The 14,892-nt window shown below is 40.9% G+C and carries 14 protein-coding genes; 13 read left to right on the top strand and 1 reads right to left on the bottom strand.

Annotated elements, in window-relative coordinates:
- Window positions 1–206 precede the first annotated feature (206 nt).
- The 4 genes from AB986_RS18945 (at window position 207) to AB986_RS18930 (ending at window position 5,969) form a co-directional block, all read left to right on the top strand.
- On the top strand, window positions 207–1,880 hold the full coding sequence (locus tag AB986_RS18945; protein ID WP_048313179.1) for a glycoside hydrolase family 13 protein: 1,674 nt from the start codon (window positions 207–209) through the stop codon (window positions 1,878–1,880).
- Between the two features lie 231 nt (window positions 1,881–2,111).
- Window positions 2,112–4,112 carry a transketolase gene (gene tkt / locus AB986_RS18940; RefSeq protein ID WP_048313178.1) on the top strand — a complete coding sequence of 667 codons (2,001 nt, stop codon included), beginning with the start codon at window positions 2,112–2,114 and terminating at the stop codon, window positions 4,110–4,112.
- A 157-nt stretch (window positions 4,113–4,269) separates the two neighbouring features.
- Window positions 4,270–5,232: a DNA-binding transcriptional repressor DeoR gene (deoR, locus tag AB986_RS18935; RefSeq protein WP_048313177.1), complete on the top strand. Its 963-nt coding sequence runs from the start codon at window positions 4,270–4,272 to the stop codon at window positions 5,230–5,232.
- On the top strand, window positions 5,229–5,969 hold the full coding sequence (locus tag AB986_RS18930; protein ID WP_048313176.1) for an MBL fold metallo-hydrolase: 741 nt from the start codon (window positions 5,229–5,231) through the stop codon (window positions 5,967–5,969). The genes deoR and AB986_RS18930 overlap by 4 nt, the downstream gene beginning before the upstream one ends.
- Before the next feature lie 955 nt (window positions 5,970–6,924).
- On the opposite strand, the gene AB986_RS18925 is transcribed toward AB986_RS18930, so the two are convergent.
- The gene (locus tag AB986_RS18925; RefSeq protein ID WP_048313175.1) at window positions 6,925–7,119 is read right to left on the bottom strand and encodes a hypothetical protein; all 195 of its coding nucleotides are present in this window, start codon (window positions 7,117–7,119) and stop codon (window positions 6,925–6,927) included.
- 170 nt (window positions 7,120–7,289) lie between these two features.
- Between AB986_RS18925 and lplA the strand changes: the two genes are divergently transcribed.
- From lplA to AB986_RS18880, 9 genes are all read left to right on the top strand, one after another.
- A complete protein-coding gene (gene lplA / locus AB986_RS18920) occupies window positions 7,290–8,279 on the top strand; it encodes a lipoate--protein ligase (RefSeq protein WP_048313174.1) in 990 nt (329 codons plus the stop codon).
- 271 nt (window positions 8,280–8,550) lie between these two features.
- Window positions 8,551–10,080 (top strand): fatty acid--CoA ligase family protein, encoded by a 1,530-nt coding sequence (locus AB986_RS18915; protein ID WP_048313173.1) that lies wholly within the window; start codon window positions 8,551–8,553, stop codon window positions 10,078–10,080.
- A 123-nt stretch (window positions 10,081–10,203) separates the two neighbouring features.
- On the top strand, window positions 10,204–11,169 hold the full coding sequence (gene paaA, locus AB986_RS18910) for a 1,2-phenylacetyl-CoA epoxidase subunit PaaA (protein ID WP_048313172.1): 966 nt from the start codon (window positions 10,204–10,206) through the stop codon (window positions 11,167–11,169).
- Window positions 11,162–11,503, top strand: coding sequence for a 1,2-phenylacetyl-CoA epoxidase subunit PaaB (gene paaB, locus AB986_RS18905; protein ID WP_048313171.1), 342 nt, complete (start codon window positions 11,162–11,164; stop codon window positions 11,501–11,503). The genes paaA and paaB overlap by 8 nt, the downstream gene beginning before the upstream one ends.
- On the top strand, window positions 11,503–12,282 hold the full coding sequence (gene paaC, locus AB986_RS18900) for a 1,2-phenylacetyl-CoA epoxidase subunit PaaC (protein WP_048313170.1): 780 nt from the start codon (window positions 11,503–11,505) through the stop codon (window positions 12,280–12,282). Before paaB ends, paaC begins: the two co-directional genes overlap by 1 nt.
- 17 nt (window positions 12,283–12,299) lie before the next feature.
- A complete protein-coding gene (gene paaD, locus AB986_RS18895) occupies window positions 12,300–12,773 on the top strand; it encodes a 1,2-phenylacetyl-CoA epoxidase subunit PaaD (protein WP_236690419.1) in 474 nt (157 codons plus the stop codon).
- 25 nt (window positions 12,774–12,798) lie between these two features.
- The gene (locus AB986_RS18890) at window positions 12,799–13,119 is read left to right on the top strand and encodes an EthD family reductase (RefSeq protein WP_048313168.1); all 321 of its coding nucleotides are present in this window, start codon (window positions 12,799–12,801) and stop codon (window positions 13,117–13,119) included.
- A gap of 20 nt (window positions 13,120–13,139) precedes the next feature.
- Entirely contained in the window at window positions 13,140–13,913 is a 774-nt protein-coding gene (locus AB986_RS18885) for an enoyl-CoA hydratase-related protein (RefSeq protein ID WP_048313167.1), read from the top strand.
- A gap of 143 nt (window positions 13,914–14,056) precedes the next feature.
- Window positions 14,057–14,833 carry an enoyl-CoA hydratase-related protein gene (locus AB986_RS18880; protein ID WP_048313166.1) on the top strand — a complete coding sequence of 259 codons (777 nt, stop codon included), beginning with the start codon at window positions 14,057–14,059 and terminating at the stop codon, window positions 14,831–14,833.
- Window positions 14,834–14,892: the final 59 nt, after the last annotated feature.

Here is a 14,892-nt window from a genome sequence, read left to right as displayed (position 1 = left end):
TCCGCGGGGCGGGAAACTTGAGCCTCCTTCCGCTCCATTCACTAAGTGTAGTTTTTTTCAATATTTGTATCAAAAGCAACAATCTTTTAGGAAAGAGTCATTTAGTAAGAGTTGTAGTAGACGATGAACTTTATTATAATGATTAGCGAAAACGTTTGCACATGAATTGACTAGTCTTTCACAGTTAGAAATCAGGAGGGAACAAGATGGCAGAACAGTGGTGGAAAGAAAGCGTTGTCTATCAAATTTATCCTAGAAGCTTTAATGATAGCAATGGAGATGGAATTGGTGATATCAAAGGCATTACAGAAAAGCTAGATTATTTAAAAGAGCTTGGTATTGATGTTGTTTGGTTGTCACCTGTTTATCAATCTCCCAACGATGATAATGGATATGACATCAGTGATTATCGAACGATTATGGACGAGTTTGGAACAATGGATGATTGGGAGGAAATGCTAGACGGTATGCACAAAAGAGGGATCCGTCTTGTGATGGATCTTGTAGTGAATCACTCATCTGATGAACACGCCTGGTTTACTGAAGCAAGAAAGTCTAAGGACAATCCATATCGTGATTATTATATGTGGCATCCTGGAAAAGATGGACAACCTCCGAATAACTGGGGTTCTTTCTTTGGTGGTTCTGCTTGGGATTATGATGAAGTGAGCAATGAGTATTTTCTACATCTTTTCTCTAATAAGCAGCCTGACTTGAATTGGGAAAATAAAGAACTTAGACAAGAAATTTATGACCTTATGACGTTCTGGCTTGATAAAGGAGTTGATGGCTTTCGAATGGATGTTATCAATTTAATATCCAAAGACCCACAGCTTCCTGATGCAGAAATAACGTCTCCTGAACGTTACCAATGGGGCGGGGATTATTTTGTTAATGGTCCTAAATTTATGGATTATATGAAAGAAATGAATGAGAAGGTCCTTCAACATTATGATGCCATGACTGTCGGTGAGATGCCTATGGCAACACCTGAGGATGGAAAAAGATATACAAATGAAGAGTCTGGGATCGTTAATATGCTGTTTCAGTTTGAACATATGGATGTGACAAGCGGTCCAGGAGGAAAATGGGATCAGCAACCATGGAAACTAACAGAATTAAAAAGGATTATTTCAAAGTGGCAAACAGAGCTTCACGGTAAAGGTTGGAACAGTCTTTATATGGAAAACCACGATCAGCCTCGCTCAGTATCTGTCTTTGGAGATGATGGCACGTATCGAGTGGAATCTGCGAAGATGTTAGCTGCATGGCTCCACTTTCTTCAAGGTACGCCATATATCTATCAAGGCCAAGAACTTGGAATGACGAATGTGTATTTCGATTCAATTGAAGAGTATGAAGATATTGAGACTCTGAACATGTATAAGGAAGAAGTAATTGAAAAGGGGAAGAACCCACAAGATGTGATTGAAGCCATTCACAAAAAAGGGCGTGATAACGCGAGAACGCCGATGCAATGGACGAATGAAGTAAATGCAGGATTTACTACTGGGACCCCATGGCTTAAAGTAAATGAGAATTATCAGGATCTTAATGCTAGGAAGGCATTGAGTGATGAAAATTCGGTTTTCTATTTCTATCAGAAGTTAATCCGCATGCGCAAAGAGTACCCTGTTATTATTCATGGTGATTATCAGTTATTATTAGAGAATCACGAAAACCTATTTGTGTATTCACGATCATCCAACGATACAACATTACTTCTTGCTGCAAACTTCTCTAAAGAAACATGTCCCATGACTCTCCCAGAAAAATTTAACGGTGGGGAGATTTTGATTACTAACTATTCAGATGCTCCGAAATCTTTGGATCATCACTCAACTATGCGCCCTTATGAAGTAAGAGCATATTTACTATAGAACCTAATGATAGTGAGAAAGCTTGAGCAAATGCTCACGCTTTTTCATCTTCTCAAAAATAGAAGGATTGAATGAATCTTTTCGAGGGAAGATAATTCTGTGGTAAAGAAAATAGTAGGAAATGTGATCGGTTTCCTTTTTCTTTTTGTTCTAGTATTGTATAATTACAGATGTACATTTGTTCATATTGGATTTTACTAAATTTCATAATAAAAAAAGGAGTGTATACATATGACAACGACTCAAATGGATTCACTTGCTGTTAACACGATTCGTACGCTAGCTATCGATGCAGTTGAGAAAGCTAACTCAGGACACCCAGGTATGCCAATGGGGGCTGCACCTATGGCTTATACGCTATGGAGTCAGTTTATGAACCACAACCCTTCTAATCCAAATTGGTTTAACCGCGACCGTTTTGTCCTTTCTGCTGGACACGGCTCGGCTCTTCTTTACAGCATGCTACACTTGTTTGGTTATGATGTAACAATGGAAGATCTTAAATCATTCCGCCAATGGGGAAGCAATACGCCAGGACATCCTGAATTCGGTGAAACACCAGGAGTTGACGCAACGACTGGACCACTTGGACAGGGACTTGCAATGGCTACAGGTATGGCCATGGCTGAACGTCATCTAGCTGCAACATATAACCGTGATAACTTTAATGTAGTCGATCACTACACATTTAGCATTTGTGGTGATGGTGACCTTATGGAGGGCGTATCATCAGAATCAGCGTCACTTGCTGCGCACTTGAAGCTCGGACGTCTTATTGTGATGTACGATTCAAACGATATTTCTCTAGATGGTGATCTTGACCAATCGTTCTCAGAGAACGTGCAACAACGTTATGAAGCTTATGGATGGCAGGTTATTCGCGTTGAAGATGGCAACGATATGGCTGCTATTGCTGATGCGCTTAAACAAGCAAAAAGCAACACAGAGCAACCAACATTAATTGAAGTTAAAACAACAATTGGCTTTGGTTCACCTAATAAAGGTGGCAAAAACACTTCTCATGGTGCTCCACTTGGAAAAGATGAGATCTCACTTGTTAAAGAAAACTACGAGTGGTCTTACGAAGAAGATTTCTATATCCCCGAAGAAGTAAAAGGTCAGTTTGCTGACTTTAAAGAAGCTGGAAGTAAGAAAGAACAAGAATGGAATGAACTTTTCTCAAGCTACGAAGAGAAGTATCCTGAACTTGCAAAACAATTAACAGCTGCATTAAATAATGAGCTTCCTGAAGGTTGGGACAGCGAAATTCCTTCATATGAAAAAGGAACGAGCACTGCTTCTCGTGCCGCTTCTGGAGAAGTTCTTAATGCGATTGCAAAGAACAACAAACAAATCTTCGGTGGTTCAGCAGACCTTGCTTCTTCTAACAAAACAATGTTAAAAGATGAAAAAGATTTCTCACCTGCTGACTATAGTGGACGCAATATTTGGTTCGGTGTTCGTGAATTCGGAATGGCTGCAGCAATGAACGGTATCGCTCTTCATAAAGGTCTTCGTATCTTTGGAGCAACGTTCTTCGTATTCTCTGACTATCTTCGTCCTGCACTTCGACTATCTGCTTTAATGGGTACGCCAGTAACGTACGTCTTTACTCATGATAGTGTTGCTGTAGGAGAAGATGGTCCAACTCACGAACCTGTTGAACAGCTTGCATCTCTTCGTGCAATGCCTGGTCTATCAGTGATCCGTCCTGCGGATGGAAATGAAACAGCTGCTGCTTGGAAGCTTTCTGTTGAAGCAACCGATCACCCAACTGCACTTGTGCTTTCTCGTCAGAACCTGCCGGTTGTAACAAACTCACATGAGCAAGCATACGAGGGTGTTAAACGTGGTGCTTATGTAGTAGCTGGTGGGGAAAATGCTGAAGCAATCCTACTTGCATCAGGATCTGAAGTAGGGCTTGCTGTTGAAGCACAAGAGCTTCTTGAAAAAGAAGGCATCTCAGCTTCTGTTGTTAGCATGCCAAGCTGGGATCGTTTTGAAAAGCAATCAGCTGATTACAAAGAGAGCGTATTGCCAGAAGGTGTAACTGCTCGCCTTGGTATTGAAATGGGAGTATCATTTGGCTGGGATAAGTACGTTGGCCAAAAAGGTGATATCCTTGCAATTGATCGCTTTGGTGCATCAGCTCCTGGTGATACAATTATTAAGGAATTTGGATTTACACCTGAGAATGTAGTTAACAAAGTTAAAGCAATGCTATCAAGATAAAGAAGTGACATTTTCTTTGCCATATAAGAGCAGGTTCTAATCCGCTATCTATGGTAAATGACACTTTTTAGTAAGGGGCTTTCAGAAGGCGTAAATTGTCTTTCTGAAAGCCTCTTTCTTAACATGTGAAAGAAATCAACTATTTAAAGGTGTTGCTATGGATAAAGATAAACTTGTAAAGGTAGTTGAAGCAGCTCGTCTGTACTACCAATTAGACAATAGTCAACAAGAGATCGCCAAAAAGCTTTCTGTTTCTAGACCAACTGTGTCTCGCTTACTAAAGCAGGCTAAAGCGGAAGGTATTGTGGAAATTACCATTCATGATCCTTCACAGGATGTTAACAAGCTTGCTTTAGAGTTGGCAGACACTTTTGGGTTGTTAGATGCCAGGGTGACGATTGTCCCTCAATTTGAAGACCGTATTGTTAAAAAACAGATTGGAAAAGTTGCTGCTGATTACTTAAATTCAACTTTACAGGATAACGATTTGATTGGTGTTTCATGGGGAACAACGCTAAACGAGGTTGGAAAAAACCTACGTCATAAGCTACTTAAGAATGTATCGGTCGTTCAGTTAAATGGTGGCATCAGCTATTCCGAAACGAACACCTATGCATACGAAATCATCCAGATGCTAGGTAGAGCGTTTCATGCTACTAGTCACTTTTTACCTGTTCCAGCCATCGTGGATCATCTCCTTGTTAAGCAAACCTTGGAGGAAGATCGACATATTCGAAAAGTATTAGACATGGGTAGAAATGCGAATATTGCTTTATTTAGTGTAGGTATACCTACTAATGATTCTGTTATCGTACAAGCTGAGTATGTATCAGAGCAGGAATTAGATACGATTCATTCTAAATCAGTAGGAGAAATATGCTCTCGTTTTTTTGATGAGAGAGGAAAGGTTATTCATAAAGAATTAAATGCCCGCACAATTGGAATTGATCTTGAAGAGCTTTCAAGAAAAGAGAAATCTATACTAGCTGCTGGTGGACCGAAGAAAATAGAAGCAATCTACGGAGCTTTACAAGGCGGATATGCCAATATTCTTGTAACAGATCAATATACGGCTAGAGCCCTTTTGGAAAAGAAGAAACAGGAGCGTGAAAAAGAATGAAAGTAACAGTGCTTGGTCCATGGGGAGGTTATCCTAAAGCAGGTGAAGCAAGTGCAGGATACCTTGTACAGCATAACGGATACAATTTGTTGATTGACTGCGGCAGCGGAGTGCTATCACAACTTCAGTATCATCTTCCTGTAGAAGAACTCGACAGTGTATTGATTAGTCACTATCATCCCGATCATATTGCAGATACGGGTGTACTTTATCACGGAAGGCTTATTCAATCAAAAATAGGATCGGAGCTCCCGGTTCTCCCTATTTATGCACATCCTTACGATGAGGCAGAATTCCAAAGTTTGAATCATCAGCCATATACCGAAGCGAGACCTTATAAAGAAGAAGATGAACTTGAATTAGGACCATTTACAATCACTTTTCTTGAAACAAATCACCCAGTAAAGTGTTACGCCATGAGAGTAACTGATGGAAATCATTCAATGGTATTTACAGCTGATTCAAGTTATAAAAAAGAGTTTGCACCCTTTTCAAACGGAGCTGATTTGCTAATTTCCGAATGTAACCTATACAGTGATATGGATGGATCTGCAATGGGACATATGAATAGCACAGATGCAGCTAGCATTGCAAAAGAAGCGAACGTCTCAACACTGATGCTGACCCATCTCCCACACTTCGGAAATGTAATGGAGTTAGAAATTGATGCGAAACGTATTTTTGAAGGCGAAGTATTACTAGCTTCAACTGGACTTGTTTGGGATTCGGAAAAATAAGCATGATTAAGGCCAGAAGGGAAAATCACTTCTGGCCTTTTGAGATTGGTTATAACACAAAGAACGTGTTCAATTTATAGGGCTCCAGCGCTTGTCGAGGCTAGACGCCCACTTCCGCTTTTCGTGATCTAGCTGCAGTGGGCAGCCTCTCGATCGCTTCACCTCTCAAAATGAACACAAAGGGCGTGTTCTTTTTGAGAGGCTCCAGCGCTTGTCGGGCCTAAACGGGCTCTTCCGCTTTTCTGGTCTAGCTGCGACTCGCAGAAACTGCGATATTTCACTCTTTCATAGGAACACAAAAAGCGTGTTCCCATTCAAGAGCTCCAATATCTCCGTTTCTGAACGCTCGTCTCCGCTTTTCTGGTCTAGCTGCAGTGAGCAGGGTCTCGATCCCTTCAGCATTTCATTCAAACACAAAAACCGTGTTTAAATGAAATGCCTCCAGCGCTTGTCGACCCTAACTGCTCACTTCCGCTTTTCTGATCTAGCTGCGACTCGCAGAAACTGCGATATTTCACTCTTTCATAGGAACACAAAAAGCGTGTTCCCATTCAAGAGCTCCAATATCTCCGTTTCTGAACGCTCGTCTCCGCTTTTCTGGTCTAGCTGCAGTGAGCAGGGTCTCGATCCCTTCAGCATTTCATTCAAACACAAAAACCGTGTTTAAATGAAATGCCTCCAGCGCTTGTCGACCCTAACTGCTCACTTCCGCTTTTCTGATCTAGCTGCGACTCGCAGAAACTGCGATATTTCACTCTTTCATAGGAACACAAAAAGCGTGTTCCCATTCAAGAGCTCCAATATCTCCGTTTCTGAACGCTCGTCTCCGCTTTTCTGGTCTAGCTGCAGTGAGCAGGGTCTCGATCGCTTCAGCATTTCATTCAAACACAAAAACCGTGTTTAAATGAAATGCCTCCAGCGTTTGTCGACCCTAACTGCTCACTTCCGCTTTTCGTTATTCACCTAAAGTTGAGTCTAGTTTTCCGTTCATGTCCATTAGGAATCCGATTTCGCGTCCTAGTAGTCGGGCTAGTTCTTTTGATTTTTTTTCGCCTTCGGATTTGATTTGTTCGATTGTTAGGCTTGAGTTTAGGTTAGATGCCCCTACGATTACTGGGATTTCACCTTTTTCGTAATAAACAATTTTCATATTGCTCCTCCTCAAAGTACGTTTGTTAACAATATTCGTAAGGGAGTGGAGGAGAAAGGGTGGGGGGTTTTCATTTTTTAATACTATTGTCCGTGTGTCTTAAGTATCAGGTTTTGATTCCACCGCTACAATTCATTAGAATAGAAGAAGAACATACAGGAGGTAACGTTATGCTTTATATTGATAATGAAAACATTATGGATGCCGGGATCAATCTGGCTATTGAAGAATATATTCTGAAGGAACTTAATCCTGAGGAAACATATCTATTGTTCTACTCCATGAATCCGACGGTCATTGTGGGGAAGAACCAGAATACAATTGAACAGATCGATACAAGTTATATTCGGGAAAACAAGGTGGATGTGATTCGTCGTCTATCTGGTGGTGGAGCCGTTTATAATGATCAAGGTAACTTGAGCTTTAGCATTATTACAAAGGACGACGGAAATAGCTTTCATAACTACAAGAAATTTACTGATCCAGTGGTGAAGGCGTTAGGGAAGTTGGGCGTTAATGCGGAGCTAAGTGGACGAAATGATCTTCTTGTTAATGGTAAGAAAATTTCAGGTAACGCTCAATTCTCCACAAAAGGAAGAATGTACAGCCACGGAACATTAATGTTTAATGTGAATCTTGAGAATGTCGTGAAAGCCCTTAAGGTGAATAAAGAAAAAATTGAGTCGAAGGGAATCAAATCGATTCGTAGCCGAGTGACAAATATTAGTGAACACATGGATCAAGAAATGACACGAGAAGAATTTAAGCAAACGCTTCTTCAGTATATTTTTGAAGGGCAAGATGAAATTCCTTCATATAAATTAACCGAAAAAGATTGGACTGCTATTCATAAGATTGCAGAGGAACGTTATAAAAATTGGGATTGGAATTACGGAAGATCGCCTAAATTTAATATACAGCATTCAAAACGGTTCCCAATTGGATCGATTGATGTTCGTCTTGAAGTGAAGAAAGGCTATATTGAACAAGCAACGATTTTTGGTGACTTTTTTGGAGTAGGCGATGTAAAAGAATTAGAAGAACAGTTGCAAGGTGTACGATATGAGCCAGGATCTTTAGAGGATGTACTCAATGATGTAGATGTTTCTTATTATTTTGGGAAAATAACAAAAGAGGAATTTATTGATCTTCTTTATTAGTGGGAGTAGGAGCTGGGTATCCAGCTCTTTTTTTTGGCTCTTTTCGTATAAATTTTGCTATAAAAGTGAAGTAACTTCAACTCCAATTAGCCCAATGTGGTTTCTTTATTTAATTTAGAAGGAGCTAATATTAGCTCTTTTATTGGAAGTAAGAAGTGATTTAATTCATGAACTTTTCACTGTTCCCCTTGCTAGACAAATTTTCTTCCAATATAATATATTTAGAAAATTAAAAAATGAATGATTACTCATTCACGTAGGAGGAGAGCGAATGAATTTATCTGAACAGTTAAGACAAACGGCAGTCACTTATCCTGATAAACGTGCCTACATTTTTGAAGATCAAGCTGTTACATACGAGAACCTGGATCACAAGGTATCAGTTTTTGCGGCAAATCTTTCTTCAGAAGGAATAAAAAAAGGTGATCATGTAGCACTTATTCTTGGTAATTCACCAGAATTCCTAATCGGTTACTATGGTGCATTAAGAGCAGGAGCTGTTGTGATACCTATTAATCCTATCTACACACCTGATGAAATAGGGTACTTGCTTCATAATGGCGACGTAAAAGCCATCATAACTCTTGAGCAAGCATTGCCTCTCGTTGAGAAAATGAGCCATCAACTTCCAGATATTTCGTTAGTTGCTTACACTGGCTCAGGAGAAGAAGAAAAGACTATTTCACAAACTAAATTGAAACCGTTTACAAAAATGGTTGAAGAATCTGGCCATCCCGTTCCTACTGTTTCGATTGAAGACGATGATTTAGCTGTTATTCTTTACACATCGGGTACAACCGGTAAACCAAAGGGTGCCATGCTTTCGCATCTTAACTTATTTAGCAATGCTTCAGATACCGGATCTTATCTCCAAATTTCTTCAGAAGATGTTGTCATAACAGCACTACCAATGTTCCACGTGTTTTGCATGACTGTCTCAATGAATGCTCCACTCATATCAGGCGGCACCATTCTCATTCTTCCAAAGTTTAGTCCTCAAGAAGTTTTCCATGTTGCAGAGAAATACAAAGCTACTATTTTCGCTGGCGTTCCTACTATGTACAATTTCCTATACCAGTACCCAGAAGGTCGGGCGGAATATTTTCAACATATGCGTTTGTGTATATCTGGTGGTTCCTCGTTACCAGTTGCTCTTCTCCATCGTTTTGAGGAGAAATTTAATGTGCGTATTTCTGAAGGATATGGTCTATCAGAAGCAGCCCCTGTTACAACGTTTAACCCGCTTGATCGGCCACGTAAAGCTGGGTCGATTGGCATGAATATAACAAATGTAGTGAATAAAGTAGTTGATGAACTTGGACAGGAACTTCCTGTAGGAGCGGTAGGAGAACTTGCAGTCAAAGGGCCAAACGTCATGAAAGGGTATTATAAAATGCCTGAAGATACAGCGGTCACCATTAAAGAAGGTTGGCTCCTTACTGGTGATTTAGCCAAAATGGATGAAGAAGGTTACTTCTATATCGTGGATCGCAAAAAAGACATGGTTATCGTTGGAGGGTATAACGTCTATCCCCGTGAAGTTGAAGAAGTACTATACCAGCACCCATCTATAGTGGAAGCCGCGGTTGTTGGTGTACCTGATCCTAACTTTGGAGAAGCGGTACAAGCATTTATTGTCTTAAAAGAAACTGTCACGGAAGAAGAAGAGGTGTTGGAACATTGCAGGGAGCATCTTGCGAAATATAAATGTCCAACGATTGTGGAATTTATTGAAGAGCTACCTAAGAATACAACTGGTAAAATTCTTAGAAAAGCCCTACGTAAACATGTTAACGTATGACAGACAAGCTGATCCTATAGGGGTCAGCTTTTTCTATAGAATGAAATGTCAGAAAACATTTGATATTTATATAACAATAAAATATAATGACGTTAAATAAACGTTATATAAGGGGTGCGTAAAATGACGGTTGCTTCAGAACATCAATTGGAACAGTTCATGGATCGAATTGATCGTGGTGAGAAGATTGAAGCAAATGATTGGATGCCTGATGATTACCGTGAAGCCTTAATCCGTTTGATTTCAATGCATGGCATTAGTGAAATTATGGGAGCATTACCAGAGAAAGAGTGGGTTCCTAAGGCGCCTACTCTTCATCGCAAGCTTGCTATTATGGCAAAAGTGCAAGATGAGATGGGACATGGACAGCTGCTTCTCCGTGTAGCGGAGGATTTAATGGAACCTCTTGGAAAGAATCGTGATGACATTATGAAGGACTTATTTTCGGGAAAACTCAAATTTCATAATGTCTTCCATATGGAGGCACCGACATGGGGAGATGCAGGTATCATTGCCTGGCTAGTGGATGGTGCAGCGATTATATCGCAGACAATGATGCTTGGAACTTCCTATGGACCATATGGCCGCGCTTTGAAACGTATATGCGCTGAAGAAGTGTTTCATGCTCAACATGGCGAAAGTATTATCATGGCTCTTGCAGAGGGAACGAAGGAGCAGAGAGTGTTATTACAAGATTCAATAAATAGCTGGTGGCCCTCCTTACTGATGTTCTTTGGCCCTAAGTCAAAGGCGGAAACCGGTCATACGAATCAAGATAAAAACATGCGTTACAAGCTCCGTACGAAAACAAATGAACAGCTGCGACAGGAATTTCTTACAAAGTACGTTCCGCGAATTTGGTCATTAGGATTAACGATACCTGACGAATCGCTCCGCTTCGATGAAGGTGATGGTGAGTGGAAATATGCTCAACCAGATTGGAATGAATTTAAGCGGATTGTGACCGGCCATGGTCCTAAATCACAAGAGCGATTATCACTAAGGGTACGATCGTATGAAATGAATAACTGGGTAAGAGAAGCGCTAGGGAAGAGTGCACTGGCGAGTGGGGTGGGAAGCCATGAGTAAAGAGGAGAATGGATTTTATCAAGTTTTTGAAGTGTTTAGTAAAAAAACAGACACCTCCTCGTTACAACATCAATTTAGCCTTCTTGCTCCGAACAGAGATCTTGCGTTTATTATGGCAAAAGAAAACTTCTTTAGACGAGAGCAGGTAGCTGATATTTGGGTTGTTAAACGAGAAGACGTGAAGCGCATGTCTCAGGATGAGCGTGAATCAATGAAGCAACTCAATAAAGATTATCGTGAAACGAAAGGGTACGGGTATTTGAAGAAGAAATGGCGACAGTATGAGCAGGAGCAGCTTACTGAGAAAGACATAATGGGGGGAGGGGATAAGTAATGGAATCTATAGAATACCGCAATTGTTTAATCGAATTACTGTATCAACTGGCAGACGATGATTTTATCTTGGCTTATCGAGGATCAGAATGGCTAGGACTTGCTCCACATATTGAAGAAGATGTAGCTTTTTCCTCCATTAGTCAGGATTTAATGGGTCATGCTACCCTTTATTATTCTTTGTTAGAAGAGCTTGGTGAAGGGAAGGCTGACTCACTCACACATAATCGCCGGCCTGAAAAATTTCGTAACGCCATTATTCTAGAACTACCAAATGGAACGGGAACGTATCTAGTTAATCCCGACTTCGATTGGGGATTCACTGTCGTACGTAATTACTTTTATACTCTTGCCAAAAAGATTCGCTTGGATTCAATTAAGAAAGAGTCATATGAGCCTCTTCAACACATTGTAAAGAAAATTTCAGTTGAAATGACTTACCATCTCATGCACTGGGAAACATGGTTTATCCAGTTAATGAATAGCACGCCTGAAGCTCGGAGTCGAATGGAGACTGCTATAAAACTCGTACTAGAAGATTTTGAAGGAGTTTTGTCTTATGGAGATTTAGGAGATCAGATCGTTACACTTTCTCTTATCGAAAGTGAAGCAACACTTAAGCAACGCTTTATAGCAGAATTGCAAAAGAAAGAGCCAATCGATTTATCCATGAAGATGAAGAATGGAGATGGCCGTAATGGTACTCACACGAAACACCTGACAACATCATTAGCCATTCTTTCAGAAGTCTATCAATCTATTCCGGCTACGGAATGGTAAATGAGAGGGTGATTGATATGACACTTGAAGAGCGAGTAATGGCAGCTCTTCAAACAGTCAAAGATCCTGAAATTCCATCAATCAGTGTCGTGGATCTTGGGATAGTCTATGAGGTTCGGACGATTGGTCTTCATGTGGAAATTGATGCGATGCCTACTTTCTCTGGTTGTCCTGCGCTCGACATCATGAAAAGGGATATGACGCTCGCTGTAGAAGATATTCAGGAGGTGAAATCTGTTACCGTAACCTATATTCGCAACCCTATTTGGACAACAGATCGTGTTTCCGAGAAAGGGCGGCTCGAATTAAAGGAATATGGAATTGCACCACCCGAGGCTCATGATGGAAATGAATGGCGTGTACCATGTCCTTATTGTGGCTCTGTTTATACAACGCTGGATAATATTTTTGGTCCGGCTGCTTGTAGAAGTATTCTGTATTGCAAGTCTTGTAAAAACCCATTTGAGGCAATGAAACCTGTGTCGATTTAACTAATTTGAGAAAGGTTGATGAAGAATGGTAAAAGTGATTGCATTGTACAAACAGCCGGAGAACGCACAGAAATTTGATGAGCATTATTTTAATACGCATGCGCCGATTACTTCAAAAATTCCAGGGCTAAAGAAAATGGAAGTAACGAAAATTGTCGGCTCTCCAATGGGGAAGAGCGACTACTACTTAATGTGCGAGATGTTCTATGAAGATCATGAATCAATGAAAGCAGGTATGAAGTCTCAGGAAGGTAAAGCATCAGGCAAAGATTTGATGAGCTTTGCAGGCGATCTCGTTACGTTAATGATTGGAGAAGAAGTTAGCGAAACGGTTAATACAAAGTAATAAGGGACGGTGTGATAGTGATGTTCGAAACGATTGAATACGAAGTAAAGGATCACGTAAGTTGGGTTCGCTTAAATCGCCCTGATAAATTGAATGCGTTTACATTCAAAATGAATCAGGAAGTTACAGAAGCAATCCAGAAAGCTACGAATGATCAAGATGTTCGCTGTATCGTAGTAACAGGGAATGGAAGGGCATTTTGTTCCGGTCAAGATTTAAATGGAGTAGAAGAAGGACTAGATCATGGTGAAATGCTCAGGACTGCTTATAATCCGATGATAAAACAAATTGTCTCCTCCAGAAAGCCTATTGTTGCAGCAGTTAATGGGGTAGCTGCAGGCGCGGGGATGAGTCTTGCTCTTGCGTGCGATTTTCGACTAGCACATGAACGTGCTAGCTTCATAGAAGCATTTGTTCATGTCGGACTCGTTCCTGATTCAGGAAGCACGTATTTTCTACCTCGTCTCATCGGGCACGCGAAGGCGCTGGAGCTTGCAATGCTTGGCGAGAAAGTGGGTGCTCCTGAAGCGAAGGAATTAGGTCTTGTTAACGAGTTGATTTTAAATGAACAATGGGAGAAAGGGATAGTGGAATTTGCAAGTCGTCTTGCAGCACTTCCTCCGAAAGCCATTAGTCTAATAAAGCAGAGCTTTTCAAAGAGCTTTGATCATAGTCTTGAACAGGTACTTGATATGGAAGCAGATGCACAGCGTGAGGCAGGTCGAACGAATGACCACGCTGAAGGAGTTAAGGCATTTACTGAGAAGCGTAAGCCTGTCTTTCAAGGTAGTTAAATGGGTTACTAGTTAAAAGAGGGAAACAGGGGGATTATCAAGAATAGATGCTATAGAGTGAAAGTAGCCGCGGAGATTGATTGCGCATTTCAATCAATTGCCCGGCTCTTTCCTGTGCTCACAATACTAGAGGAGGTCATGAAATGGCTGTTGTTACATATGAAGTGAAAAATCACATAGGATACGTTACATTAAACCGTCCAGAGGTATTAAACTGTTTTAATTTCGATACGCTCTCGGTTCTTCAAGGAATTGTAGACGATATTTATTCAGATCGAGATGTGAGGGCTGTTATTTTTATGGGTTCAGGTGAAAGGGCTTTCAGTGCAGGAGCTGATCTAAAAGAGAGAAGAACATTAACGGAGAGTGAAGTTCGTAGAAATGTTAAAAAGATTCGTGAGGTATTCACTGCTGTGGAATCATTGCCGCAACCAACGATTGCTGCGTTGAATGGTTACGCATTTGGAGGTGGATTTGAACTGGCGCTTGCCTGTGATTTCCGTTATGCAGTTGAAGGAACGAAAATGGGCCTCACCGAAACAAGTCTCGGTATTATTCCAGGAGCTGGTGGAACCCAGCGGCTTCCTCGATTAATTGGAACAGCAAAGGCGATGGAGTTAGTGCTAACAGCTCGTAAACTGTCATCGGAAGAAGCGTATGAGTATGGAATTTTAAATGGTGTCGTTCAACGTGAAAGGCTGCTTGCAACGTGTGAAGAGCTAGCTACAGAAATTTGCCGCAATGCACCTGTAGCTGTGCAACAAGCGAAATTCGCAGTACGTGAAGGTATGAATGTGGATCGGCATACGGGCATGGCCATTGAGTCCAAAGCTTACGAAGTTACAATACCAACGAAAGATCGAATAGAAGCGCTCGATGCATTCTCAGAAAAGCGTAAACCAGAGTTTAAAGGCGAGTAAAAGTTGCGTTGAGCGTTATGGTCTGGTAGTATAACATCATATTTAGGCTGCGTGATAAT

Source organism: Guptibacillus hwajinpoensis (assembly GCF_001039475.1).
Classification (GTDB): Bacteria; Bacillota; Bacilli; order Bacillales; family Guptibacillaceae; genus Guptibacillus; species Guptibacillus hwajinpoensis.
The sequence above is the reverse complement of the archived record's forward strand: the minus strand, read 5'-3'. Positions and strand labels throughout refer to the sequence as shown.